The organism is Bradyrhizobium cedriense (assembly GCF_054602315.1).
On record NZ_JBTSWB010000004.1, the window covers coordinates 342,705 to 368,244 of the forward strand.

The following is a 25,540-nucleotide window of genomic DNA, read 5'->3' on the forward strand; positions in this document are numbered from 1 at the left end:
CCTCATGGGGGGCCTAGTCCAGAAAAAAATCGCGGATCATTGGCCGCGGGCTCAGGCTGACGCTGGGGACCGCAATGCAAATGCGACAGCTTGCTTACCTAGTGCTTACCCAGCCCAAAGGCGCAATATCAAGAATGTACGAAAAAGCCTATTTTTGCTGGCGCACCCGACACGATTCGAACGTGTGACCTTTGCCTTCGGAGGGCAACGCTCTATCCAGCTGAGCTACGGGTGCAGTGATGCCTCATGTAGCCGATTGGCGAGGGCCGGGCAACCGCTTCTCGCCCTATCGCCGTAAACCCGGTTTGGCCGGGGAGGGGCCGGAACCCCCGCAGCTTCGGCCGACCGGAGCTGCCCCTGGCTTCGCCATCAGGCCACCGCCGCGACGGGCGCGGCGTAGTCCGGACCGAACAGTTTTCGCACCTCGCTGGCGGGCTTCGGCGCGCTGAACAGATAGCCCTGCATCTCCGTGCAGCCGAGCGTGCGCAGCATGTCGCGCTGCGCCTCGGTCTCGACGCCCTCGGCGACCGTGGTCATGTTGCTGGCGGCCGCGATGTTCACCACTGCCTGCACGATGACCGGCGCGCCGCTGGTCTCGGCGATGTCGACGACGAAGCAGCGGTCGATCTTGATCTTGTCGAACGGGAAGCGCTTCAGGTAGCTGAGCGAGGAGTATCCGGTGCCGAAATCGTCGAGCGCGATGCGGACGCCGATCGCGCGGAGCTGATGCAGGATCGAGAGCGCCGCCTCGTCGTCGCGGATCAGCACGGCCTCGGTGATCTCGAGCTCGAGCCGGCGCGGGTCGAGGCCGGAGGCGGCGAGCGCGCCTGCGATCCGCAAGGCCAGCGTGTCGCATTTGAGCTGCACGGGCGAGACGTTGACCGCGACGCGGATATGGGAAGGCCAGGTCGCGGCCTCGTTGCAGGCCATGCGCAGCACCCAGTCGCCGAGCTCGTTGATCAGGCCGGTGTCCTCGGCGACGGGAATGAACTCGGCCGGGGACACCATGCCGCGCTCGGGATGCCGCCAGCGCAGCAGCGCCTCGCAGCCCGAGACCTCGCCGGAGCGCAGGTCGACCAGGGGCTGGTAGTGAATCTCGAAGCCGCCATCGACCAGGGCCTGGCGCAGATCCTGCTCCATGGCGAGGCGCGCCTTGGCGCAGGCATCCATCGCCGGCTCGAAGAAGCGGTGGGTGCGGCGGCCTTCGGCCTTGGCGCCGTACATCGCGAGGTCGGCATTCTTGATGAGCTGATCCAGATCGGAGCCGTCCTGCGGTGCCAGCGCGATCCCGATGCTCGCGTCGGTGGAGAGCTGATGGCCGAGACAGTGATAGGGCTGCCGGATCGCCTGGTAGATCCGCGTCACGAACGACACCACGTCGGCGGAGGACTGGATCCCGGTCTGGATGACAGCGAATTCGTCGCCACCGAGCCGTGCGATCAGGTCGCCCTGCGCGAGGCAGCCGCGCAGACGGCCCGCGATCGCCTTCAACAGCTCGTCGCCGACGTGATGGCCAAGCGAGTCGTTGATGCCCTTGAATTCGTCGACGTCGATGTAGAGCAGGGCGAACTGGCAGCCGTCGGCGGCTTTCGCCAGCTCGCGTTCGATCTGCTCGCGGAACAGCGTGCGGTTCGGCAGGTCGGTCAGCGCGTCGTAATGCGCCAGGTGCGCGATCTTCTCGTCGGCGCGCCGGCGTTCGGTGACGTCCTCGACGACGTTGATGATGTAGCGCGGCTCGCCGGACTTGTCGCGGATGCCGATCCTTCGCGAGGTGATGTAGCGCCGTCCGATGGACGGGGTATTCCAGATGTGCTCGTCCAGGAACAGCCCGTCAGGTGATTGCAGCAGCCTGTCGTCATCCCGGGTGATGACCCCGGCAGCGTCCGCCGGATAGAGTTCGAACGCGGTCTTGCCGACGATCGTCCCGGCAGATTCGACGAGCTGGTCCTCGGCGACCCGGTTGGCCAGCAGGTAGCGCCGCGTGCGGGCGTCCTTCACGGTGATCCGCGAGGGAATGTGGTCGATGATCTCGCGCAGGAAGGTGTGGTTGCGGTCGCGCTCCTGCTCCAGGTTGCGGCGCTCGGTGATGTCTTCGATCGTGGCGACCCATCCGCCCTGCGCGAGCGGGGTGTTGATGACCTGGAAGGCGCGGCCGTCCGCCAATTGATGAGTTCTCGTGGAGACCGTGCCTTCGGCGACGGTCCTCATGACGTCGGCGCAGAACTCCTCGACGTCGCCGTCGAACGCGCCACGCTCCTTGCGGTGGTACATCGCCTCGCGGATGTGGCAGCCGGGCTTGATGACGTCGTGGGACAGGCCGAACATGTCCGCATAGCGGCGGTTGCATGTGACGATGTATCCGGCAGCGTCGTACAGGATCAACCCTTGCGACATGTTGTTGAGGGCAGTATCGAGCCGGAGTCTTTCGGCTTCCAGCCGCTGCTGGGCGTCGCGGTTCTGTCGCTTGATCTGGCGAATGATCAGATAGAGGATCAGCGCGATGACGGCGGCTGAAAGCGCGGCGGTCGTGACCATGAAGCCGGTCTGCTGCCGCCAGTCCGCAAGGGCTGCCGCCGTGGTGTTGGTGGCGACGATGACCAGCGGGAAATGCGTCAGCGACGCCGCCGAGCCGAGCCGCTCCTCGTTGTCGACCGGGCTCTTGACGCGAAGCGTGTGCTGACCGCCCCTGGCCAGCACCTTCTGCATCAGTGGCGCATCCTTGAAGTTCCGCCCGATCAGCTCTTCGCGATGCGGATGGCGGGCCAGCATCTTGCCTTCGCGGTCGAACAGTGAGATCGCCGTGCCCTCGGCCAGCGCCACAGATGCGAAATATTGCCGGTAGCTGTCCGGGTCGATCCGCCGGACCATCGCGCCGAGAAAGGTGCCGTCCGCTCCGTTCAGCCGGCGTGCGACGACCGTGGTCCATTTGCCGATGATGAAGCTGCGGACGGATTCCAGCAGCACCGGTTCGGACTGCGGGTTCGTCCTGAATGTCTGGAAGTAGGCGCGCGAGGAGACGCTGATCTTGGGCAGCGGCTGAGCCCGCGACCAGTTGATCAGGTCGCCCTCGGCATCGTAGATCGCGATGTCGCCGAGATAGGACACCGAGCTGATCTTACCGCGCAGCATCTGGTGCGCCTCAGGTCCGGACATGCGCTCGCGGAACATTTGGGGCGAGACGATGTCGAGCAGGTTCATCTGCCCGATCAGATCGGCGGCGACGACGTCGGAATCCTCGAACTGCTGATCGAAGTGCCGCGCGATCAGCTGCACGGTGTTTTCAAGCTCGCGCTCGCGGTTGGCGAGGGTCCGCTCGCGAAACTCGCCGACCGCCATGGCCGTCACGATGAAGATTCCCGCGACCAGCAAAATGCCGCACAGGGTCAACCACAGGACGGGACCACGACGCGCCAAAGCCTCCCAGCCGTTCCTTGCGGCTAGAGACATTCCGGCGGCCACCGTGGAAAAAACCTGGCGCATTCCCCCTCCCTGAAGGAACAGGAATACACCGCACAAATGGCGCAAAGCTTAGGAAAACCAGTTACCTAAGCATTAATCCGGTTGCGTATTCGCGTCCGTGTGCAGCAGCGCGTGCAGCGATCGCTAGGCCGCATCATTAATCGCGACTTAATGCGAGCTGCCGGCGCTCTTGTCGCCGACCGGATTGCGCAGCCGTCCGACCACGCCGGTCGGGAAGAAATAGACGCTGGCGATGAACAGCAGCCCGAGCCACAGCAGCCAGCGGTCGGGATGCAACAGCCCCGGCAGCAGCGGCAGTCCGGCTTCGTCCGCCGCCCTGGAGGCAACGCCCATCAGCGACTGCAAATAGTTCTGGGCGAGGATGAAGATGCTTGCGCCGATGACCGCGCCGTAGATCGTGCCCATGCCGCCGATCACGACCATCAGCAGGATGTCCAGCATGATCGAGAAGCTGAGCGAGGTGTCGGGCCCAGCATAGCGCAGCCACAGCGCGTTCAGGATGCCGGCGCCGGCGGCGACGAGGGCCGCGAGGCAGTTGGCGTAGGTCAGGTGGAATACGGTGCGGAAGCCGAGCGCCTCGGCGCGGAAGCGGTTCTCGCGGATCGCCTGGAGCACGCGGCCGAACGGCGAGTTCACGACGCGCAGCAGCGCGAGGATCATCAGCGCCGAGATCGCGAACACCAGATAGTAGGTCAGGATGCGGCCGTTGATCTCGAAGCCGAACGCGCCCTTGGAGATCAGCACCGTGCCGGGCCGCAGCAGCTCCGGCAGCTGAAAGCTGCGTCCGTCCTCGCCGCCGGTCAGCCAGGACAGTTGCGAGGCCAGCACCTGGAAGGCGGAGGCGACCGCGAGCGTGATCATGGCGAAGAAGATCGCGGCGACCCGCAGTGAGAACAGCCCGATCGCGAGCGCGAGCAGGGCTGCGAGCGGCAGGCCCACGACGATTCCGGTCGCGATCGCGGCCCAGTTCGGGCCCATCCCGTACAGCGCGATCGCGATCGCGTAGCTGCCGATGCCGTAGAACATGGTGTGGGCGAACGACACCGAACCCGTATAGCCGAGCAGCAAATCGTAGGAGGCGACCAGCGCGGCGAAGACGCAGATCTTGGCCGCGACGTTCAGCGCCTTGGCACCGGGAAACAGGAACGGCGTCGCCGCCAGCGCCAGTATGATGACGACGAGAACGAGCGTGAGCACGCGGCTCCGCGGCGGATCGCCTGAGAGGATCATCATCGGCTGGTCACCGCATAGAGGCCGCGCGGGCGCCACATCAGAATGGCGACCATCAGCAGGATGTTGGAGACGAGGGCGAGTTTCGGCACCAGGAAGCCGCCGTAATTGGCGACCATCGCCACCAGGATGGCGCCGATGAAGCAGCCACCGATCGAGCCGAGGCCGCCGATGATGACGACGATGAAGATGAGCACCGTAAGGTCATCGCTCATGGAGGCATGCACCTGTTCGCGATAGAGCGCCCACATCACGCCGCCGAGACCGGCCAGCGCCGAACCCGTCATGAACACGCCGAGGAAGAGGCGGCGGATGCGATAGCCGAGCGCCTCGACCATCTCGCGGTTCTCGACGCCGGCGCGGATCAGGAGGCCGACCTTGCTGCGATTGAGCACGAGCTGGATCGCGATGAATATGGCGAGGCCGATCAGCATCGCCAGGACGCGGTATTTGGCGATCGCGACGTCGCCGAGGATGAACGAGCCGCGCAGCGAGGTCGGCAGCGGCATGGGGATGATCTGCGGCCCCCACAGCGCGTACAGCGTCTGCTCCGCGACGATCAGGCCGCCGGTCGTCATCAGGATCTGCTTCAGGTGCTGGCCGTAGACGGGCAGGATCAGCACGCGCTCGACCACCAGGCCGAGCGCGCCGGACACCGCCATCGAGAGCAGCGCGGCCGGCGCCAGCACCGCGAGGTTCATCCAGAGCGAATCCGCCTGGATGGAAGCAGCAAACGGTGCCAGCACCAGGGTGGCAACATAGGCGCCGACGGCGATGAAGGCGCCGTGGCCGAAATTGAGCACGTCCATCAGGCCGAACACCAGCGTCAGCCCGGACGCCATGATGAAGATCATCATGCCCATGGCAAGGCTCGCCACGGTCAAGGTCAGCCAGGAAGAGGTCGATCCGATCAGCGGGATCACCAGAAGGGCGAGCGCGACCGGCAGCAGGATCGGCGCGAGATCGCGCTTGGGCTTCGGCAGCGGATCGGTAGCGGCAAGGTCACTCACTGATGCGTCTCCAGACTCAGGCCGAGCAGCCGCTCCTGCAGCGGCACGTCGGCGGCGAGGGCCGCCATCTCGCCGCGATGGACGATGGTGCCGTTGTCCATGACCAGCACGCTGTCGCCGAGCTCGCGGGCGGCAAAGAAATTCTGCTCGACCATCAGGATCGTGGCGCCCTTGTGCTTGATCTCCTTCAGGCATTCGATCAGCGCCATCACGATCGCCGGCGCGAGCCCCTTTGTCGGCTCGTCGATCAAGAGCAGCTTGCGCGGCTCGATGATGGCGCGCGCGATCGACAGCATCTGCTTCTGCCCGCCCGAGAGGCTTCCCGCGCGCGACAGCCAGAAGCGACGCAGCGCCGGGAAGAAGCCGAAGATCCAGTCGAGCTGGGTCTCATCGAGCGGCCCGTCACGGGCCGCGAGCACCAGGTTTTCCCTCACCGTGAGATCGGAGAACACCGCCATGCTCTCCGGCACATAGCCGACGCCGAGTCGCGCGATGTCGGGTGTGGCGCGGCTCTCGATGCGTTCTCCGGCGAGAGTGATCTCGCCGTGCGAGGCCTGCCAAAGGCCCATGATGGTGCGCAGCGTCGTGGTCTTGCCGGCACCGTTGCGGCCGAGCAGCATCGTGACCTGCCCCTGCGGGACGGTGAGATCGATGCCCTGGAGAATGTGATAGCGCCCGATATGGGTGTGCACGCCGGAGAGTTTGAGGAGATCGCTCATGCCGCACTCTTCGGGGCGATGCCGAGATAGGCTTCCTGCACGATCGGCGAAGCGATCACCTCGGCAGGCTTGCCGTCTGCAACAAGTTGGCCGTTATGCAGCACGATGATGCGGTCCGCGAGCGAGCGCACCACATCCATCTTGTGCTCGACGAGAAGGATGATCTTGCTGTTGTCCTGCTTGAGCTGCGCGATCAGGTTGAGGACGACGGGCACCTCGTCGATGCTCATGCCGGCAGTCGGCTCGTCGAACATGAACACCTTTGGCTCCAGCGCGATCATCAGCGCCACTTCGAGCTTGCGCTGGTCGCCATGGGACAGCGCGGTCGCGGCGACACCGCGGCGATTGCCGAGCGCGACCTGGTCGAGGATGGCGTCGGCGCGCGCGATCAGGTCGCGGCGCACCATCCAGGGCCGCAGCATGTCGTAATGGGTGCCGCTGGCAGCCTGCACCGCGAGGCGGACGTTCTCTTCCACCGACAGGTTCGGGAAAAGGTTGGTGAGCTGGAAGGCGCGGCCGAGGCCCGCGCGGGTGCGCATCGGCGCGGACTGTCCGGTGATGTCGGTGCCGCCAAACAGGATGCTGCCGCTCGATGCGTGCAGCTGGCCCGAGATCAAGTTGAAATAGGTGGTCTTGCCGGCGCCGTTCGGCCCGACGATGGCGGTGAGCTCGCCCGGGCGGAACGTGCAGGAAACGGAGTTGACCGCGACATGGCCGCCGAAGCGGATGGTCAGGTCGCGGGTTTCGAGGGTCAGGGGCATTGAGGTTTGGCGATTGATGGAAGGAAATTAGATCCGCGATCACGCTGCGCTCCCTCCCCCGCCTGCGGGGGAGGGCTGGGGAGAGGGCTGTTTCCGCAATCGAGAATCCCCGAGAGGAGACACCCTCTCCCGGCCTCTCCCGCAAGCGGGAGAGGTGAAGCAAGAAAGGTCACCGCTTGTTGCGGATGGGAACGTTCATGTCCTCGATCTTGAGTTCGCGCACCGGCTCGAGCACGGCCCAGGCGACGTTCGGATCGACCTTGACCTTGAAGTGATACATGCTCTGCAGCGCCTGATGGTCTTCTTTCCGGAATACCATCTTGCCCTTCGGCGTGTCGAACTCCAGGCCTTCCATGGCCGTGATCAGCTTCTCGGTGTCGGTCGACTTCGCCTTGGTGACGGCGGCGACGACCGACATGGCGGCGGCGAAGCCGCCCGCGGTGAAGAAGTCCGGCGGCGCGTTGAAACGCTTCTGGTGCTCGGCCACCAGCCAGTCGTTCACCGGGTTCTTCGGGATCTCGTAGAAGTAATAGGTCGCGCCTTCCATGCCGGGCAGGCCCTTATAGGCGGCGAGCGCCGGCAGGATGTTGCCGCCGGTCGAGAGCTCGATGCCGTAGCGCTTCGGATCCATGTCCTGGAGCTTGGCCAGCGGATTGCCGGCGCCGGCCCAGATCACCCAGATCACCTTGCGGCCGGGCTTGTCCTTCAGCGCGTCGAACAGGCGCTGGCCGACTGCGGTGAAGTCGGTGGTCGAGGTCGGGGCATATTCTTCGGCGGCCAGCGTCGCGCCGGTCTTGGCGAGCGCCTCCTTGAAGGCGGCGACGCCGTCGCGGCCGAACGCATAGTCCTGCGCCAGCGTCGCCACGGTGACGCCCTGCTTGCCGATCGCGACCGCGTTGGAGATCGCGTCCTGCGACGAGTTGCGCCCGGTGCGGAAGATGTAGCGATTCCATTTTTCGCCGGTAATCTGGTCCGCAACCGCGGGCTCGACGATCAGGATCTTCTTGTTCTCCTCGGCCACCGGGAGAATGGCGAGCGCCGCGGCCGACGAAGTCGTGCCGATCGCGATGTCGGCCTTGTCGTCCTGATAGGCCTCCGCGAGCGCGGCCTTGGCAAGGTCCGGCTTGCCCTGGTCGTCCTTGGTGATGACGACGATCTTGCGGCCGTCGAGCGTCATGGTGCCCTTGGTGGCGTATTCAAAGCCCATCTTCAGCCCGGTCTCGGTCTGCTTGGCATAGGCCTCGAGCGGACCGGTCTTGCCGTAGATCAACGCGATCTTGAGATCGTCGGCCTGTGCGCAGGTGCCCGCGCCGAGCGCGAGGATGGTTGTTGTTATGATGAATGATCGACGCACGATGGTCCCTCCTGATCTGAAGTTTCTCGGTAACAGCGATTTGCACAAGCTCGCGAACATTGCAATTGAACCTTCCGGTGGAGCGGGCTGGCCTTTGCGGGCATGCATCATTTTTGGGCCTGCCTCGCCGCTCCGGCCTCGACCTGGCGCCAGTCGGACTGCGCTTCCTCGGCGCTTTCGAAGATATGCGGCGCGACGCCGCGTCTCTCGAGGGCTTCACCAAGCTTGATGCGCAGGAAGCCCGACGTGGTGTAGCGCGACACGCCGGAATAGAAGCGGTCGACGAGGCTGCGGACCATGGCTGAATAATCGTCCATCAGCTCCGGCAGGATGGAAAAATTGTCATAATTGACGATGGCGTAGACCCGGCGTCCGAGCGGCGCCAGGCGAGCCTCGACGAGAGACGCGATCGTGTCGATCTCGGCCTTGCTGCGTAGCGGATAGCGTTCCAGGTTGACGAAGAACAGGTTCTGCTGCTCGTCCAGCGTGAAGCGCTGGTCGAGCGGAATGGTGAGCAGGCGCTCGCGCAAATCCATCAAACCCTCGCCGAAGATGCGCGCGTCCATCAGGACAGGATCGCGCGGGATCAGCGGCTTGAAATCCATCAGGCGCAGGATGTCGCGCTCGATGTCGATGCCGGGCGCGACCTCCGTCAGCTCCAGCCCGTCGGACTTGAGCTCGAACACGCAACGCTCGGTGACATACAGCGCTCGCTGCTTGCGCGCGGCGGCAAACGGGCCGCTGAAGGTGACGTGCTCGACGCTGTCCACGAATTTGCGGGACTTGGCTTCCTCGAGGATGACGAGTTGTCCGTCGTTCACCGCGATGCGCTGCTTGCCTGCGCCGAACGTGCCGACGAAGATGACCTCCTTGGCGTTCTGGCTGATGTTGATGAAGCCGCCGGCACCCGCGAGCTTGGGCCCGAACTTGCTGACGTTGAGATTGCCGGCACGATCGACCTGGGCGAGGCCGAGAAAGGCCGCATCCAGGCCGCCGCCATCGTAGAAGTCGAACTGGTATGGCTGGTCGATCACCGCCTGCGTGTTGATCGCGGCGCCGAAATCGATGCCGCTCGCCGGGATGCCGCCGATTACGCCCGGCTCCGCCGTCAGCGTGATGAGATCGATGATCCGTTCTTCATTGGCGACCGAGGCGATCCCCTCGGGCATGCCGATGCCGAGATTGACGACGCTGTTGGCCTTCAGCTCGAGCGCGGCGCGCCGGGCGATGATCTTGCGCTCGCTGGTCGGCATCACCGGCAGCGATGCGGCGCGGACGCGGATCTCGCTCGAGAAGGCCGGATTGTATTGCGTGCCGAAAGTCTGCCAGTGGTTCTCGGGTCTTGCCACCACGACGCAGTCGACGAGAATGCCGGGAATCTTGACCTGGCGCGGATTGAGGCTGCCCGCCTCGGCGACGCGTTCGACCTGCGCGATGACGATGCCGCCGGAATTATGCGCCGCCATGGCAATGGCCAGCGCCTCCAGCGTCAGCGCCTCCTTCTCCATGGTGAGATTGCCGTCGGGATCGCCCGTGGTGGCGCGGATGATCCCGACCTGAATCGGAAACGTCTTGTAGAGCAGGCAGTCTTCGCCGCCGATCTTGATCAGCTCCACCATGTCCTCGGTGGTGCGTGCGTTCAGCTTGCCGCCGCCGTGCCTGGGATCGACGAAGGTGCTGAGGCCGACGTGGGTGATGTGGCCCGGCCGATGCGCGGCAATGTCGCGGAACAGATGCGTGATCACGCCCTGCGGCAGGTTATAGGCCTCGATCCGGTTCGCGATCGCGAGCTGCTGCAATTTGGGCGCAAGGCCCCAATGTCCGCCGATCACGCGCCGGACCAGCCCTTCATGCCCGAAATGATTGAGGCCGCGCTGCTTGCCGTCGCCTTGTCCGGCCGCATAAACCAGCGTCAGGTTGCGCGGCTTGCCCTGCGCATAGGGCGCATCGCTCTCGTGGGACAGATAGAGCTCCTCCAGCGCGATCGCGATCTCCTCGGCAAAGCCGATGCCGACGAAGCCGCCAGTCGCCACCGTGTCGCCGTCGCGGATCAGCATGACGGCTTCGGAGGCCGAGACGACCTTTCCCTTCTCGGAATTGCGCAGGTAAGGCAGAGCTGGGTGATGGCTCACGGCGTTCCTCCCGCTCCCTGGACCGTATGCCTTGTTGGGCTTGATCTTATCGCGGGGAGCAGTCCCGGAACAGGCTGCTCCTCGCAAAGAAAGACAGCACAGCGGAGAGCAAGGTCTGCGCCAGATCCTGTCGCATCGCGCAAAGCGGCTGAAACTCGCGGCAATTCCCGCAACCGTGCCCGGAGGCGCAGCCGGGCGCGGTGTCTGGAGTCCGAGACTCCGGACAGTTCAATGTCTCGAAACTCAGACGGGAGCCGATCCCGACGCGAGGCCGAACTTGGCGAGCTTCTTGTAGAAGGTCGCGCGCGAGATCCGCAGCATCCTGGCGGCCTGGGTGATCTGGCCGTTGCTGGCAGCGAGCGCCTGTTCGAGCGTGTGCTTCTCGAACTCGGCCTCGGCTTCGGCATAGGGCACCACGATTCCGGCTGGGCGCTGGGGCGGTGCAAGCTTGAGCTCGGTGGCGACGGGGAGGATGCGCGCGACATCCTCGCCGGTCAGCCGCCCGGAATCGCTGAGGATCAGCGCGCGCTCGAGGATGTTGCGGAGCTCGCGAACATTGCCCGGCCAATCATACCGGGCGAGTGCGGCGAGTGCGCTCGGTGTGATCTTCGCCTTGACGTAGTCGCCCGACGCGCTGATGTCCTCCAGCAGCCGGGCGCAGATGTCGGGGAGATCGTCCAGGCAATGACGGAGGGGCGGCAGGTCGACCGAGAGCACGTTGAGACGGTAATAGAGATCGGCGCGGAATGCGCCGTCGCTGACTCGCTTGCGCAGGTCCATGTTGGTCGCGGCGATGACGCGGACGTCGACCCTGGTGATCTTGTCCGAGCCGAGCGGCTCGATCTCGCGCTCCTGGAGCACCCGCAGCAGTTTTGCCTGGAGCTGCAGCGGCATTTCGCCGATCTCGTCGAGGAACAGCGTGCCGCCATCGGCAATACGGAACTTGCCCTCTCGCCCCCTGCGGTCGGCGCCGGTATAGGCGCCCGGCGCAGTGCCGAAGAACTCCGACTCGATCAACGTGTCCGGGATCGCAGCGACGTTGACGCTGACGAACGGCTTCTCCGCACGCGAGGAGGCATTGTGAATCGCCTGCGCCAGCATCTCCTTTCCCGTTCCGGTCTCGCCGGTGAGCAGAACCGTGACGCTCTGCCGCGCGGCCCGGCTTGCGATCTCCTTGGCCCGGGCGATTCCCGGCGTCGTGCCGACGAAATCGGCGAAAGTGAAACGCGCCGCGCGGGCATTGGACAATTGCCGCCGCGCCAGTCGCAGGTCGCTCTCGAGCTGGGCCACGCGGGCGAGCAGCGGTTTCAGGCTGTCGAGATGGTCATAGAGCACGAATCCGATCGCGCCGATCACGGTGCCGTTCTCGTCCTCGATCGGCATGCGGGTGACGACGAGCTGCTCGCCGCCGAGCTCCATGATGTCGAGCAGGATCGGCTCGCCGGTCTCGGCCACCTTCCGCATCAGGCTGTTCGGGATAACCTCCTCGATTGAGCGGCCGATCGCCTCGCTGGTATGGCCGAGACCGAGCGCGGCAAGATATTTCTCGTTGACGTACACGACGCGTCCTCCGCGATCGATCGCAATCGCTCCTTCGCAGAGCTTCTCCAGCCGCTCGAACAGCGTCTCCATCGCGCGTGCGCGGAGATAGGCGGGATCGCTGATCGAGGAGAAAGCGGACATGACATGCCTCAGGGAGGTCCGCCCGTGTATTAGCAAAAGGCCAGCAATTTCAAAGGGGGAAATGGGCCTTAAGCGAGCTCAGCAATTGCTGTCGTCCCGGGGCGCGAAGCGAATCCGGGACGACAACGGCATGTGCTGTGCCGCTCGCGCCTTACCTTCGATACCCGCTCGCCCGCGAATAGCCCTGGCGGTTCTGCTGCATCGGGCGGCTCGCCACGCTGGTCCGCGCCTCGCTGGAAAGGGGCGTTGCGAGCTTCAGCTCCTCCAGGAAGATCGGCCGGGAGAAGTAATAGCCTTGAGCGTAGCGGATCTTGGTCGCGGCCTGGAGATAGGCGAGCTCCTCGTAGGATTCGAGGCCTTCGGCGATCACCGTTATGCCGAGCGCTTCGCTCAAGGATTCGATCGCGCGCAGGATGCCCTGGCTGCGCGGACGCTTATGGATGTCGGTGATGAACGAGCGGTCGATCTTGATCTCGTCGGCGGTGATGTCGGCCAGCGCCGAGAGCGAGGAATAGCCGGTGCCGAAATCGTCGATGGAGATGCCGACGCCGAGCTTGCGGAACATCGGCAGGATCTCGGCCTGGAAATGATTCTTGGCGACGAAGGCGTCTTCCGTCACCTCGATCATGAAGCGCTGCGGAAAGCCGGTGTCGCCCAGCGCCTGCGCGAAGCTGCGCATGAACTCGGGATTGCCGGCCTGCTTGGCGGCGACGTTGATGCTGATGATCGCTTCCGCGCCGAACGTGTCGTTGATCAGGTCGACCGACTTGACGATCTCGGCGAGAACGAGATGGGTCAACTCGTCGATGAGGCCGAGCTCGCCGGCAAGGTTGATGAACGAACCCGGTGCCTGGATCACGCCTTCGTCGTCGCGCAGGCGGACCAATGCCTCGATGCCCTTCACGGCCTGCGTGCGGATGTCGACCTTGGACTGGAAGGCGCAGCAGAAGCGCTTTTCCAGAATGGCGAGCCTTAGCGACTGCTCGACCTTCATCCGCGCCTGCGCCTCGCGCTCCATGCTGGCATCGAAGAAGGCTGCCAGCCCCTTGCCGTTGTTCTTGATGCGGTACATCGCGATATCGGCGTTCTGTCGCAGCGTCTCGAAGCTGCGTCCGTGGTCGGGATAGAGGCTGATACCGACCGAGGTCGAGGCGAAGACCTCCGAATTGTCGATGAAGAACGGCGCGGTCAGCCGTTCCAGCGTCGATTGCATGAATTCGGCGACTTCCTCCTGGCTCTGGATCGGAGAGAGCAGCAGCAGGAATTCGTCCCCGGAGATGCGCGACAGCATGTCGGAATCGCGCAGGTCGCGCCCGAGCCGCTTCGACAGCTCGACGAGCAGCGCGTCTCCCACGGAGTGACCGTAATAGTCGTTGATGTGCTTGAAATTGTCGACGTCGAGAAAGGCCAGCGCAAAGCGTTCGCCGCCGCGATCGCGCGCGAGCAGGCCGTTTGCGCGATGCTCGATCACGCGCCGCGAGGGAAGTCCGGTCAGCTCGTCGAAATAGGCCGAACGGAACAGCTGGTCCTCGAAATTCTTCTGTTCGGTGATGTCGGAGGACGTCGAGATCAGAAGCTCGCGTCCGGCGAGGCGAACGGGGCGATGGGTCGTGAGCAGCACCTGGCGCGCGGCACCGATGTGGAGTGCCTCCTCGGTCACGACCGCCTGGCCGGCGCTCAGCGCCTGCCGGCACGCTTCGCGGCGCGATGCGAGATCGGGTGAGGGACTGTTGCCGTCCATGCCGAGCTGGGCGGCGGCAGCTTCGTTGACCAGCAGAAGCTCGCCATCCGCGTCCTGCACGGTTATGCCGGCGGGCAGCATTCTAACGATTTCCTTGAGAAAACCGAGCTCGGCTTCAGTCGCGCCGGAGTACTTATTGTCGTTCATAGAAGTCATGAATCTTGTTGTTTCGGCGCGCCTTTGCAATGGGCGCGATCTTGCGCGGTTCCCTCTTAAGTTTGGTTAAGGGGTCCGGAGAAATACGGGGGTGTTTTGGAGAAAACTTGCGACGATGCGACGCGCGCTGACGATCGTCATTAACAGAGGGTCAATGCGCCCAGTGAAACTGCAAGCGAAGCCACGTCCGCGATTTCGCTCATTTCGGATCCGGCTGCGCTTGAGCTTGATTGAAGCAGTGTGAGCCGTTGCAGACACCTCTTCCTGGTGGAGAGAGGCGATCAGGAAGCGGAGCTGGTTCATTCGGCTCTATTCGCTTCGTGGGATGCGGCATTGCATGATGCAATGCAGTCCAGTCTTCAAGTAAGAGATCTCGGTCCTGCCATCGAAGGACGACAGGGCCGACTTCAGCAGCTTGGTGCCGAAGCCGGGCTCGGACACCTTGTCCACGCTCGGCCCCTCGGTTTCGTCCCAGGTGATGGCCAGGCGGTCGTCGCTGACGGTCCATGACACCTGCAACAGGCCGCGCGGCGCGGAGAATGCGCCGTATTTTCCCGCATTGGTGGCGAGTTCGTGAAACATCAATGACAGCGTGACTGCGAGCTTCGGCGGCAGGAACAAGCGGTCGCCGTTGAGGGTGAAGCGGACATGGCCGTAGGGGCCTAGCTCCGAGATCAGAAGGTCGCGGATATCGCAGCCGCTCTTGTCGATCCGCGAGATCAGGTCGTCGGTTGCTGCCAGGGATCGCAGTCGGGGATCGATCCGGGCCCAGACCTGCGGCTGGTCGTGCAGCACCTGGTGCAGCACGGCATGCATCGTCGATACCTTGTTCTTCAGCCGGTGCTGGAGCTCGTCCACCAGCAGCTTGCGATAGTCTTCTTCCTCGATCAGGCGCCTGGAGATCCGGCGCTGCTCGGCCAGCAGGGTGCGATAATGCTCGACACCCCAGATGGTGATGGCGCAGACCGCCCAGTAGAGTGCCAGCAGGGCAAATCGCGCGCGATCGGCGAAAGCATCGCCGAAATTCAGGGCGACGCCGAGCATTCCGCCGACCAGCGCCGTCACGATGCCGATCCGAAATCCGCCAAGGGCAGCGGCAAAGAACACGGCCGGGAAATACGGTGTGAAGTAGATGTCGGGGCGTACCTGGGCGAGACCCCAGCGGACCAAGGTCGCGCCCAGCAGGCAGATCACCGCAAACGAGATGCTCAGACCGAGCGAGGGCTTCTCTGCGCCCTGCCAGCTCTTGCGGAACTCGTCGATCAGCTTCCCCATGCGTAGCCCAGTTGCGATATGCGTTCGAACATCGAGCGGTTCGTGAGGATGGCACGCATGCCGCGCGCGCAAGCATAGCTTGCCTTGTCGGAGGCGGGCAGGGATAGTATCCGCTCCGGCGACGGCCGGCATTCGCCATTTGGCATCAGATCGCTCGAAAACAGGAACATTCCATGGGCAGGCTGGACGGCAAGGTTGCGGTGATCACGGGGGCCACGAGCGGGATCGGATTGCGCACTGCGGAAGTCTTCGTTGCCGAAGGTGCCAAAATTGTGATCGCGGGGCGGCGCCTACCGGAAGGCGAGGCGCTGGCAAAGCAGCTCGGGCCCAACTGCATCTTCCGCCAGACCGATGTCACGGTCGAAGCGCAGATGCAGGCGCTCATCGCGCTCGCCGTGGACAAGTTCGGCCGGATCGACTGCCTGTTCAACAACGCCGGTGGCCCGGCACAGACCGGCGGCATCGAGGGCCTCGAAGTCGAGCGGTTCGATGCGGCAATGGCAACGCTGGTGCGCAGCGTCATGCTAGGCATGAAGCATGCCGCGCCCGCCATGAAGAAGCAGGGTTTCGGCAGCATCATCAACAACGGCAGCATCGCCGGCCGCCTTGCCGGCTTCTCGTCGTCGATGGTCTATAGCGCGGCCAAGGCGGCGGTGATCCATCTCACCAAATGCGTGGCGATGGAGCTCGGTGAATCCAACGTCCGTGTCAACTCGATCTCGCCCGGCGCGATCGCAACAGGCATCTTCGGCAAGGCGCTGGGGCTCTCGACCGATGCAGCGGAGAAGACGCCGGCGGTGATGCGCGAGGTCTACAAGACCGCGCAGCCGATCCCGCGCGCCGGCCTTCCCGATGACATCGCCCATGCCGCGGTGTTCCTGGCCAGCGACGAATCCAGCTTCGTCAACGGTCACGACCTCGTCGTCGACGGCGCCATGACCGGCGGCCGCAACTGGAGCCAGCAGCAGCAAGGCTACGTGGCTCTGCGCAAGGCGTTCGATCAGGGGGCGTAGCGGACAGGTCTCGTGCCCCGGGGTCGCGCTGCGCGCGTCCGGAACACGAGAGGCTAAACCGCCTTCACCGTCACCCGCAGCCCATCCCGCGGCTTCGGGATCGGCCACATCTGCCAGTCCGGCTTGTAGCCGGGTGCGAGCGACACCTCGATGTTCTCGAGGAAGTGCCGCGCGAAGCATTTCGCCTGCATGTAGGCGAAGTGCAGGCCGAGGCACATATGCGCGCCGCCACCAAACGGTACGAAGGCGAAGCGATGACGGTTGCGCTGCGCTTCCTCGGTGAAGCGCAGCGGATCGAAGCGGTCCGGCTCCGGCCAGATGTCCTTCATGTGGTGCGTATAGAGCGGATTGATGCCGACGGCGGTGCCGGCCGGGATCGCAAAGCCCTTGAAGCTGAAATCGCGCATCGCGCGGCGCGGCATCGACGGCACCGGCGGCTTGATCCGCAGCGCTTCCTTGAAGGCCATCTCGGTCAGCGGCATCCTTTCGAGATCGTCGAAGCTGCTCGGCGCCCCCGGGGCGAGCCCGAGCGCGAGCACCTCCGCGCGAAGCCTGTCCTGCCAGTCCGGATTGGCGGCGAGCTCGCCGATGAAGGAGGTCAGCGACGAGGTCAGCGTGTCGTGCGCCGCCATCATCAGAAAGCTCATGTGGTCGATGATGTCCTGCTCCGACAGCAACGCGCCGTTCTCATGGGTGGCGCGGCAGAGCTGCGAGAACAGATCGTCGCCGCCATGGTTGCCGCGCCGCAGCGGGATCTGCTCGCGGAAATAGGCGACGATGCGCTTGCGTCCCTTCACCCCGCGCGCCATCTGGGTGCCGGGCAGGGGACGGCGGACCGGCGAGACGGAGGCGGCGACCATATCGACGAAGGCGCGGTTGATCTCGTCGACCTCCGGCCCGATATCGGCGCCGAGGAACGAGGCCGCAGCGAGATCGAGCGTGAGCTGCTTCATCGCCGGATAGAGCTGCATCTCGCCTGGCTTTGCCTTCCATTGCGCGACGCGCGCGGAAATGCCGCGGTCGAGATCGCCGAGATAGGACTTCATCGGCCCGGACTTGAAAGCCACCGACAGCGCCTTGCGGTGCAGGCGATGCTCGTCGAAATCGAGCAGCATCAGCCCGCGCGGAAACAGCAGGCCCAGAACCTTGTTCCAGCCGTGCGTCGAGGAGAACAGCTTCTGCTGGTCGAACAACACGAGCTCGTTGGCTTCGGGCCCGAGCAGCACGACATTGGTCTCGCCGAAAAAGTGTGTGCGGTAGACCAGGCCGTATTTGGCGCCGTTGGCTTCGATATGGCCCTTCGGGTCGGCGAGAACCTGAAACGTCTTGCCGATGATCGGCCAGCCTTCGTCGCCGGGAATGTGGGTCAGCTCATTGCGTCTGGGCGGGGTGAACTGAAACGGAGGGGCGGCCACATTCTGCATCGACATAACGATTGCTCCGGTTGGCTGACCGAACAAAATCCGCGCGACTGACGGCAATATTGCGGCCCGTGTCAGGCTGATGCGATCAGCTTAGCACAGGCCGATGTCTCCTGCTCGAGATCGTGGTCGCAGGTGTAGCGCGCAACGCGGCCCTACCGCTTCGCCGCTTCCTTCTGCAGATCCGGCGCGTTGACGGCGGGAATCGCGACGCGGCCGGGGCCGGTCATCTTCAGCGCCTCGGCGGCCTTCTCGTTCTCCATGATCTTGGCCATCACGGCCTGGCCCGCGCGTTCGAAGATCGCGCGGTTCTCGATCACGAATTTTTGCGACCTGCGCAGGCCGTCGATATAACCGTTGATCTCCGGCACGACGTAGCGCGCCACCATGTCCCAGCTCCGCCGCGTGTTTTCCGGATTGGCCCAGTCGTGCACGAAGCCGATGATGGCGCCGACGCCGCCGGACACCTCCATCACGTTCTTGATGGTTTTGACGAGATCGTCGGGCGTGCCGATGGTGGACGCGGCGCCCTCGACGAAAGCGGTCTTGTCCACGGCCTCGTCGGGGGAGGAGAACGCGGTGAGTCCCGGCCGCTGCAGCGTGCCGACGTTATACTCGTTGTGCCAGCGCATCAGGCCGGCGCCCGCTTCGCGGCGCGCCTGCTCGCGGGTCTCGGCGATGTGGAAGGTCAGCAGCACGCGCCAGTTGGCGCGGTCGACCTTCGTGCCGTGCTTCCTGGCGGCATCCTCGGCGAACTGCCATTGCTGCTGCAGCGACATCAGCCCCTGCGTCGTCATCGATCCCAGCGAGATGATGCCGATGCCGTATTTGCCGGCGAGCGTCATGCCGGAGGGCGAAATCTGCGAGGCCACCACGAACGGCATCTCCTCCTGCAACGGGAGGATCTGGAGTGCGGCGTCGTTCATGGTGAACCAATCGCTCTTGGCGGTGACGCGCTCGCCGTTGAAGAGGCGGCGGATGACGCCGATCGCCTCGTCCTGGCGGTCGCGCTGCGTCATCGGATCGATGCCGAGCGTGTGCGCATCCGAGGCGAGCGCGCCCGGTCCGGAGCCGAAGATGGCGCGGCCGCCGGTCATGTGGTCGAGCTGCACCATGCGCTGGGCGACGTTGTAGGGATGGTGATAGGGCAGCGACACCACACCGGTGCCGAGCTTGATCCGCTTGGTGCGCTCGCCGGCCGCGGCCAGGAACATCTCCGGCGAGGCGATCATCTCCCAGCCCGATGAATGATGCTCGCCGCACCAGAACTCGTCGTAACCGAGCGCATCCAGCTGTTCGACCAGGTCGAGATCGCGCCGGAACTGCAGCATCGGATGCTCCCCGATCGGGTGATGCGGGGCAAGGAAGGCTCCGAACTTCAGGCGCGCCATGGCGATCTCTCCGGCTTTGATTTTCTGTTTGTTGAGAGGGTCAGGCTACGTGTCTGATGGCAAGAACGCAATCGCGCGATGTCCCGTGTTGCGGAATGCGGGCACGCGAGGTGAGGCGAGGTGGCGTCGCGACACCAAGCTGCTGATCGCGGCTGCGCGCTGCAGATCGCAGGCCTTGCTGCGTTCGCGCTCCGACAACATTCCGTGTCGCTGTACCGAAGCCGCTCGCGCCCGCGCTCACCATGATCATCTTCGATGATGGCCGGGGATCCTGATGGCCGCTCTCGAGAACGGTGCTGTCGAGCGTGAAGTCCTTCGCTGCAGGCTCGGCCTCCGGCGCGCACGGCACCACCGCGCCGGACATGCGGCCGGAGTGGCCGCGATCTGCGCGGTTTGTTCGCCGCTCGAGCGTGCAATCAGCGCGCGCAGGATTTGACGTCTCGCTCACGCCGTTTGTGACATTCAGATTTGCGCCGCATTTCCGGCGTGCATGTGCACATCTGCACGAAGTTGAGGCATTACGGTTAATGCGAGGGATTCCTGCGGGAATCCGCGGCTTTTTCGCCAGATTGACAGCGCACGGCCTTTTTATTTTGCGGCGCAGCAACTATCTGGTTTGGCTGGACGTTGAATGCCGCCCACCAGGAAATTGCCGTGTCATTAGCCAGAAATGTCGACCTCTTGAGACGCCTTCCGAAGATGGACGGCTTGCGCTTTGCCGGTTTCGGCCGTGGCGCGGATTTGTCCAGCCCACTGCAGGAGGTCATGGATTTCGGCGACAATCCCGGCAATCTGCGCATGTTCGCGTTCGTGCCGGAGCAACTGCAGAAGCCACGCGCGCTCGTCGTCGTGCTGCACGGCTGCGGCCAGACTGCCGCCGTCTACGATCTCGGCGCCGGATGGTCGACGCTCGCGAGGCATTACGGCTTTGCGCTCTTGATGCCCGAGCAGCAGCGCATCAACAATGGGAATACCTGCTTCAACTGGTTCAATCCGGAAGACACGGCGCGTGACGGCGGCGAGGCGCGCTCGATCCGCGAGATGATCGCGCACATGGCCGACGCCCACCGCATCGATCCCAGGCGGATCTTCGTCACCGGCCTGTCCGCCGGCGGCGGCATGACATCGGTGATGCTCGCGACCTATCCGGAAGTCTTCGCGGCCGGCGCTGTCATTGCCGGCTTGCCCTACGGCATTGCCTCGAGCCTGCGCGAGGCGCTGGACGGCATGTTCAATTCCCCGGCGCGTCCCGCGCGCGAACTCGGGGATTTCGTGCGCCGCGCGACCGACCATCCTGGGCCCTGGCCGAAAATCTCGGTGTGGCATGGCAGTGCCGATCGCACCGTCAATCCCGGTAACGCCAACGAGATCGTCAAGCAATGGCTCGATCTGCATGACCTGCCTGACGCGCCGATGGCGGAGACGGTTGTCGACGGCCATCCGCGCCAAGCCTGGTGGAACAAGGACGGCGAGACGCTGGTGGAAAGCTATGCCATCACCGACATGGCACATGGCACGCCGCTCGGCCTTGCCGACAACGACCAGCGCTACGGCATGGAAGGCGCGTTCCTGATCGAGGCCGGCATCTCCTCGTCCTATCACATCGCAAAATTCTTCGGCCTCACCGGCTGGATTTCGGACGCGGCGAAGGTGGAGGCCAGGCCGGCCGCCGCGCCGAAGCCGGCGCTCACGCCCGCGCCGCATCTCGCCCGCTCGATCCGCAAGGCAGTTGCCGCGCAGCCGACGGATGCGAGGCACGAGAAATCGCGCAGCTTCGATCTCGGCCAGATCATCACGCGCGCCCTGACCGCCGCGGGGCTCATGAAGTAGCCTTAGCCCGCCTGTCCGGGATGAGCAGGGCTATCGCATATGCGTTCTTGGCGGGACCTGAGCGAGCGCCTCGTCCTTCGAGACGACCGCTTCGCGGTCTCCTCAGGATGAGGCTGAGTGGCATTGGTGCCCGGTGAAACTGCTGCCGCGCGCACAGTCCTCATCCTGAGGGCCCGCCAAAGGCGGGCGTCTCGAAGGATGGCCGCAGGGAAGGCTCTCGAATGCGATAGCCCTGGCGAGGACAGCGGAGTTGGTGGCTACATCTCGCCGGTGATGAACGGATTGGTCATTCGCTCCTGGCCGATGCTCGAGCCGGCGCCATGGCCGCAGATGAAGCCGACGTCGTCGCCGAGCGGCAGGAGCTTGGTCTTGATCGAATTGATCAGCGTGGCGTGACTGCCGCCGGGCAAATCGGTGCGGCCGACTGAGCCCGCGAACAGGACGTCGCCAACATGAGCGAAGCGCAGCTCCTTGTTGAAGAACACCACGCTGCCCGGCGAATGACCCGGGCAGTGCAGGATGTCGAACTGCAAGTCGCCGATCGACACGCTGTCGCCTTCATCGAGCCAGCGGTCAGGCGTGAAATCGCGTCCCCCGGTCATGCCGAAGCGCGCGCCGCTCGCGACGACGTTGTCGAGCAGGAATTTGTCGTCGACATGCGGCCCCTCGATCGGCACCTTCAGCGCATCGCGCAGCTCGGCCGCACCGCCGACATGGTCGATGTGGCCGTGCGTCAGCCAGATCTTCTCCACGGTGACGCCGGTCTGCTTGATCGCGTCCAGGATCTTCGGCACGTCCCCGCCGGGATCGATCACCACGGCTTTCTTGGTGGGCTCGTCCCAGATGATGGTGCAGTTCTGCTCGAACAGCGTCACGGGAACGATGATCGCGCCCGCCTTGGCCTTGGTTTCGTCTTGCTCGCTCATGACCGCACAATGCCGATTTTTGCCGGGCCGCCAAGCAAAAGATTCCGGCGAGAGGTCGGGGAACAGCCGCGGCCCTCGTCACACGACCGTCCCAATCGCCCTGCCAATTTGAACCGGGGCGTTGCTGTCGCGTTCTCCCGCGCGAGGCGCAGATTATGGGTGGTCCTTCCGCATGGCTCAAGGCAACGAGAATTGGTGGCGCGACGGCATCTTCTACCAGGTCTATCCGCGCGCGTTTCAGGACTCGAACGGTGACGGCGTCGGCGATCTCGCCGGCATCTTGCGGCGGCTGCCTTACGTGAAATCCCTCGGCGTCGACGCGATCTGGCTATCCCCGATCTTTCCGTCGCCGATGGCGGATTTCGGCTACGACATCTCCGACTATACCGGCATCGAGCCGCTGTTCGGCACGATGGCGGATTTCGACGCGCTGCTCGCGGCCGCGCACGACAACGGCCTGAAGCTCGTCCTCGATCTCGTGCCGAACCACACCTCCGACCAGCATCCCTGGTTCATCGAGAGCCGGTCCTCACGCGACAATCCGAAGCGCGACTGGTACATTTGGCGCGACCCGGCGCCTGATGGCGGCGTGCCGAACAACTGGCTGTCCGAGTTCGGCGGCAGCGCCTGGCAGCTCGACGAGACCACGGGCCAATATTACTACCACGCCTTCCTCGCCCAGCAGCCTGATCTCAACTGGCGCAATCCGGACGTCCGCGCTGCGATCTACGACGTGATGCGGTTCTGGCTCGACAAGGGCGTCGACGGCTTCCGCGTCGACGTGATCTGGCACCTGATCAAGGACGCCGAATTCCGCGACAACCCGCCCAACCCCCATTATGTCGAGGGCCGGCCGCCGAACGAGGAGATCCTGACGCAGTACTCGACCGATCAGCCGGAGGTGCACGATGTCATTGCCGAGATGCGGCGCGTCACTGATTCCTACAATGCACGCGTGCTGATCGGCGAGATCTATCTGCCGCTGCATCGGCTCATGGCGTACTACGGCAACGACCTCACCGGCGCGCAGATGCCGTTCAATTTCGCGCTGCTCTCGACCCTCTGGAGCGCGCGCTCGATCGAGAAGATCATCGAGGACTACGAGAAGGCGCTGCCGCGCGGCGCCTGGCCGAACTGGGTGCTCGGCAATCACGATCGTCCCCGCGTGGCGAGCCGCGTCGGGCCGGAGCAGGCCCGCGTCGCCGCCATGCTGCTGCTGACGCTGCGCGGAACGCCGACGCTCTATTACGGCGACGAGATCGGCATGCATCAGCTCGCGATCGCGCCGGAGGACGTTCGCGATCCCTTCGAGAAGAACGTGCCCGGCATCGGTGTCGGTCGCGACGGCTGCCGCACGCCGATGCAGTGGGATTCCTCGAACTTCGCCGGCTTCTCGGAGGCCAGGCCGTGGCTGCCGCTGCCTGAGGATCATATCCACGAAAACGTCGTGAATCTCGAAGCCGATGCGCGCTCGATCCTCAATCTCTACAAGCGCCTGATCACGTTGCGGAAGAGCTGTCCCCCGTTGGTCGCGGGTGACTACCACCCGATCTCGGCGCAAGGCGATCTGCTGATCTACCGCCGCGACGTTGGCGGCAGGGCGGTGATCGTGGCGATCAATCTCGGCCCCGAGCCGGTCGCTGTGACCACCAGCGCCATCCGATTCGGCAGCGAGATATTGCTGTCGACGTTCCTCGACCGCGAGGGCGAGCGGCTGGATGGCGTGCTGGATTTGCGCGGCAATGAGGGCGTGGTGGTGCAGCCACCTGCCTAGCCGTCTTTTCGCCAGGAAGGAGAGAGTGTCCGCGTGCGACGGAATCGGCTATTCTCGCTCCATGGACAACACCGCCCGTAACATCGCCCTTGTTCCACCACCGGATCGCCGCCAGTCGGAGACGGCGCTGGCGATCGCGCGCGGCACGGCGCGGCTGCTCCGCTCGCTCGGCTTCTCCTGCATCAGCGAATTGCCGCTGCCGTCGGGCCGGCGTGCCGATCTCGTGGCGCTGAACGAGCGCGGCGAGATCTGGATCGTCGAGATCAAGTCGTCGGTGGAAGATCTGCGCGCGGACCAGAAATGGCACGAATACCGCGCCCATTGCGACCGGCTGTTCTTCGCCTTCACGCAGGATCTGCCTTGCGAGATCTTTCCTGACGACACCGGCCTCATCGTCGCGGATGCCTATGGTGCGCACATGCATTGCGAGGCGCCCGAGCACAAGCTCGCTGCCGCCACGCGCAAGCAGATGACGGTGCGCTTTGCGATGGCGGCGGCGCTGCGAATCAATCGCCTGGTCGACCCGCAGGGACACGCGGATTTCTGGGAATAGGCGACCCGAGCGAAGCGCGACGTGATCCGGAGTCCTCGTGATGCGAGGTCGCCGGTCCCCTTCCGCCCGGGCTACTTTTTGGCGTGCGCCGCCCGGATCGGACCGAAAGGTCCGTACATATGCTGCCGCTGATCGAAACCATCGGCGTATGGTCCGTAAGGCGCATCGACCGGCTTGGTCGAAAGGTCTGGATAGTCCTTGTCGAGGCCGGCCTTTTTCGGACGCGGTTGAGAGATCATATAGGCAGCCACGTCCCATGCCTGCTCGACCGTGAGCTGCGGATTCAGATAGTCCGTCCCGTGCGGCATGTTGAAGTGCACGAAGTTCGCCGCGGTAATCAACCGCGCCATGCCTGCGCCGTCATTGAAACTATCCGGGCCCCAGAGCGGCGGCATCATGTAGCCGAGATCGACGCTCGGCACGCTGCGGCGTATTCCGGAGCCGTCCTCATTGTGACAGGAAAGACAAGCGTTCGCGTAGATCGCCTTGCCGCGAACCGGGTCGGCCGCCCGATCGAGCTCAGGCATCGATCCGGTGCCGAGTCCTGACAATGCCTTGCCGGCTGGCACGCCAGACGACAGAAACCTGATGTAAGCCACGAAAGCCAGCATTTCCGGACTCTCGAGTGGCAGCGCGCGGCCATTCATGCTGCGCGCCATGCACGAGTTCACACGGTCCTCGATCGTGATCTCGGCGCCGAGCCGGGCGCTGTATTGCGGGAAAAGCTCGACCAATCCAAAGATCGGCAAGCCGAACTTCTTGGTGCCGGCTTCGAGATGGCAGTTGCTGCAGGCGAGATTGTTGCCGGCATAACGCTTGGCCGGATCCGGCACCTCCGGCCCGATATGGGCGTAGGTCGCAGTGATGAGGTCGCGCCCGCGCCGCACGAGCCGGCCATGGGCATCATCAGGCAGCGCGCCGACTTCCGGCACCGTCCAGACTGGAGGGGAGATCTGCTGCGCACGCACCGCGGCCGGCGTGGCCACGGCGATGAAAGCGACGGCCACCGCGCGCACCGTCCAGAAGCAAAGCAATTCAAGAAGCCACGTAGGGTGAGCCATCGATCCCTCGACATCAGGTGGATATTCGGT

18 protein-coding genes and 1 tRNA gene are annotated in these 25,540 nt (G+C 64.5%); 4 read left to right on the plus strand and 15 right to left on the minus strand.

Going from position 1 to position 25,540, the window contains the following annotated elements; all coding sequences use genetic code 11:
• Positions 1–158 precede the first annotated feature (158 nt).
• From ACYCVF_RS18325 to ACYCVF_RS18375, 11 genes are all read right to left on the minus strand, one after another.
• Positions 159–235, minus strand: a tRNA-Arg gene (locus tag ACYCVF_RS18325).
• Between the two features lie 134 nt (positions 236–369).
• Positions 370–3,480, minus strand: coding sequence for a bifunctional diguanylate cyclase/phosphodiesterase (locus ACYCVF_RS18330; protein ID WP_459598582.1), 3,111 nt, complete (start codon positions 3,478–3,480; stop codon positions 370–372).
• Between the two features lie 147 nt (positions 3,481–3,627).
• Positions 3,628–4,713, minus strand: a complete 1,086-nt coding sequence (locus ACYCVF_RS18335) for a branched-chain amino acid ABC transporter permease (RefSeq protein ID WP_459598584.1) — start codon at positions 4,711–4,713, stop codon at positions 3,628–3,630.
• The gene (locus tag ACYCVF_RS18340; RefSeq protein ID WP_459598586.1) at positions 4,710–5,720 is read right to left on the minus strand and encodes a branched-chain amino acid ABC transporter permease; all 1,011 of its coding nucleotides are present in this window, start codon (positions 5,718–5,720) and stop codon (positions 4,710–4,712) included. The genes ACYCVF_RS18335 and ACYCVF_RS18340 overlap by 4 nt, the downstream gene beginning before the upstream one ends.
• Complete coding sequence (locus ACYCVF_RS18345; RefSeq protein WP_459606586.1) at positions 5,717–6,439, minus strand: ABC transporter ATP-binding protein; 723 nt, start codon at positions 6,437–6,439, stop codon at positions 5,717–5,719. Before ACYCVF_RS18345 ends, ACYCVF_RS18340 begins: the two co-directional genes overlap by 4 nt.
• Complete coding sequence (locus ACYCVF_RS18350; protein ID WP_459598590.1) at positions 6,436–7,200, minus strand: ABC transporter ATP-binding protein; 765 nt, start codon at positions 7,198–7,200, stop codon at positions 6,436–6,438. The genes ACYCVF_RS18345 and ACYCVF_RS18350 overlap by 4 nt, the downstream gene beginning before the upstream one ends.
• Before the next feature lie 169 nt (positions 7,201–7,369).
• The gene (locus ACYCVF_RS18355; RefSeq protein ID WP_459598592.1) at positions 7,370–8,554 is read right to left on the minus strand and encodes a substrate-binding domain-containing protein; all 1,185 of its coding nucleotides are present in this window, start codon (positions 8,552–8,554) and stop codon (positions 7,370–7,372) included.
• 107 nt (positions 8,555–8,661) lie between these two features.
• On the minus strand, positions 8,662–10,686 hold the full coding sequence (locus tag ACYCVF_RS18360) for an acyl CoA:acetate/3-ketoacid CoA transferase (RefSeq protein WP_459598594.1): 2,025 nt from the start codon (positions 10,684–10,686) through the stop codon (positions 8,662–8,664).
• A gap of 243 nt (positions 10,687–10,929) precedes the next feature.
• A complete protein-coding gene (locus ACYCVF_RS18365) occupies positions 10,930–12,369 on the minus strand; it encodes a sigma-54 interaction domain-containing protein (protein ID WP_459598596.1) in 1,440 nt (479 codons plus the stop codon).
• A 151-nt stretch (positions 12,370–12,520) separates the two neighbouring features.
• Positions 12,521–14,257: a putative bifunctional diguanylate cyclase/phosphodiesterase gene (locus tag ACYCVF_RS18370; RefSeq protein ID WP_459598598.1), complete on the minus strand. Its 1,737-nt coding sequence runs from the start codon at positions 14,255–14,257 to the stop codon at positions 12,521–12,523.
• 318 nt (positions 14,258–14,575) lie between these two features.
• Entirely contained in the window at positions 14,576–15,541 is a 966-nt protein-coding gene (locus ACYCVF_RS18375) for a sensor histidine kinase (protein ID WP_459598600.1), read from the minus strand.
• A 173-nt stretch (positions 15,542–15,714) separates the two neighbouring features.
• On the opposite strand from ACYCVF_RS18375, the gene ACYCVF_RS18380 reads away from it, so the two are divergent.
• Positions 15,715–16,554 (plus strand): SDR family NAD(P)-dependent oxidoreductase, encoded by an 840-nt coding sequence (locus ACYCVF_RS18380; protein ID WP_459598602.1) that lies wholly within the window; start codon positions 15,715–15,717, stop codon positions 16,552–16,554.
• 53 nt (positions 16,555–16,607) lie between these two features.
• On the opposite strand, the gene ACYCVF_RS18385 is transcribed toward ACYCVF_RS18380, so the two are convergent.
• The gene (locus tag ACYCVF_RS18385; RefSeq protein ID WP_459598604.1) at positions 16,608–17,984 is read right to left on the minus strand and encodes a cytochrome P450; all 1,377 of its coding nucleotides are present in this window, start codon (positions 17,982–17,984) and stop codon (positions 16,608–16,610) included.
• Positions 17,985–18,130: 146 nt separating this feature from the next.
• Entirely contained in the window at positions 18,131–19,366 is a 1,236-nt protein-coding gene (locus ACYCVF_RS18390; protein WP_459598606.1) for an LLM class flavin-dependent oxidoreductase, read from the minus strand.
• 654 nt (positions 19,367–20,020) lie between these two features.
• Between ACYCVF_RS18390 and ACYCVF_RS18395 the strand changes: the two genes are divergently transcribed.
• Entirely contained in the window at positions 20,021–21,196 is a 1,176-nt protein-coding gene (locus ACYCVF_RS18395; RefSeq protein ID WP_459598608.1) for an extracellular catalytic domain type 1 short-chain-length polyhydroxyalkanoate depolymerase, read from the plus strand.
• Between the two features lie 257 nt (positions 21,197–21,453).
• On the opposite strand, the gene ACYCVF_RS18400 is transcribed toward ACYCVF_RS18395, so the two are convergent.
• Entirely contained in the window at positions 21,454–22,122 is a 669-nt protein-coding gene (locus ACYCVF_RS18400; protein ID WP_459598610.1) for an MBL fold metallo-hydrolase, read from the minus strand.
• 172 nt (positions 22,123–22,294) lie between these two features.
• Here ACYCVF_RS18400 and ACYCVF_RS18405 point away from each other — a divergent pair, with 172 nt between their 5' ends.
• Both ACYCVF_RS18405 and ACYCVF_RS18410 read left to right on the plus strand, forming a co-directional pair.
• Positions 22,295–23,896 carry an alpha-amylase family glycosyl hydrolase gene (locus ACYCVF_RS18405; protein ID WP_459598612.1) on the plus strand — a complete coding sequence of 534 codons (1,602 nt, stop codon included), beginning with the start codon at positions 22,295–22,297 and terminating at the stop codon, positions 23,894–23,896.
• A gap of 61 nt (positions 23,897–23,957) precedes the next feature.
• Positions 23,958–24,449 (plus strand): MmcB family DNA repair protein, encoded by a 492-nt coding sequence (locus ACYCVF_RS18410; protein WP_459599668.1) that lies wholly within the window; start codon positions 23,958–23,960, stop codon positions 24,447–24,449.
• A 71-nt stretch (positions 24,450–24,520) separates the two neighbouring features.
• On the opposite strand, the gene ACYCVF_RS18415 is transcribed toward ACYCVF_RS18410, so the two are convergent.
• On the minus strand, positions 24,521–25,510 hold the full coding sequence (locus ACYCVF_RS18415) for a c-type cytochrome (RefSeq protein ID WP_459598614.1): 990 nt from the start codon (positions 25,508–25,510) through the stop codon (positions 24,521–24,523).
• Positions 25,511–25,540 lie beyond the last annotated feature (30 nt).

What these genes read in the sequence shown, in the direction of transcription:
- ACYCVF_RS18330 (WP_459598582.1), bottom strand. Translation starts at nt 3,480, where the DNA reads ATGCGCCAGGTTTTTTCCACGGTGGCCGCCGGAATGTCTCTAGCCGCA.
- ACYCVF_RS18335 (WP_459598584.1), bottom strand. Translation starts at nt 4,713, where the DNA reads ATGATGATCCTCTCAGGCGATCCGCCGCGGAGCCGCGTGCTCACGCTC.
- ACYCVF_RS18345 (WP_459606586.1), bottom strand. Translation starts at nt 6,439, where the DNA reads ATGAGCGATCTCCTCAAACTCTCCGGCGTGCACACCCATATCGGGCGC.
- ACYCVF_RS18350 (WP_459598590.1), bottom strand. Translation starts at nt 7,200, where the DNA reads ATGCCCCTGACCCTCGAAACCCGCGACCTGACCATCCGCTTCGGCGGC.
- ACYCVF_RS18365 (WP_459598596.1), bottom strand. Translation starts at nt 12,369, where the DNA reads ATGTCCGCTTTCTCCTCGATCAGCGATCCCGCCTATCTCCGCGCACGC.
- ACYCVF_RS18370 (WP_459598598.1), bottom strand. Translation starts at nt 14,257, where the DNA reads ATGAACGACAATAAGTACTCCGGCGCGACTGAAGCCGAGCTCGGTTTT.
- ACYCVF_RS18375 (WP_459598600.1), bottom strand. Translation starts at nt 15,541, where the DNA reads ATGGGGAAGCTGATCGACGAGTTCCGCAAGAGCTGGCAGGGCGCAGAG.
- ACYCVF_RS18380 (WP_459598602.1), top strand. Translation starts at nt 15,715, where the DNA reads ATGGGCAGGCTGGACGGCAAGGTTGCGGTGATCACGGGGGCCACGAGC.
- ACYCVF_RS18385 (WP_459598604.1), bottom strand. Translation starts at nt 17,984, where the DNA reads ATGTCGATGCAGAATGTGGCCGCCCCTCCGTTTCAGTTCACCCCGCCC.
- ACYCVF_RS18390 (WP_459598606.1), bottom strand. Translation starts at nt 19,366, where the DNA reads ATGGCGCGCCTGAAGTTCGGAGCCTTCCTTGCCCCGCATCACCCGATC.
- ACYCVF_RS18400 (WP_459598610.1), bottom strand. Translation starts at nt 22,122, where the DNA reads ATGAGCGAGCAAGACGAAACCAAGGCCAAGGCGGGCGCGATCATCGTT.
- ACYCVF_RS18405 (WP_459598612.1), top strand. Translation starts at nt 22,295, where the DNA reads ATGGCTCAAGGCAACGAGAATTGGTGGCGCGACGGCATCTTCTACCAG.
- ACYCVF_RS18410 (WP_459599668.1), top strand. Translation starts at nt 23,958, where the DNA reads ATGGACAACACCGCCCGTAACATCGCCCTTGTTCCACCACCGGATCGC.
- ACYCVF_RS18415 (WP_459598614.1), bottom strand. Translation starts at nt 25,510, where the DNA reads ATGGCTCACCCTACGTGGCTTCTTGAATTGCTTTGCTTCTGGACGGTG.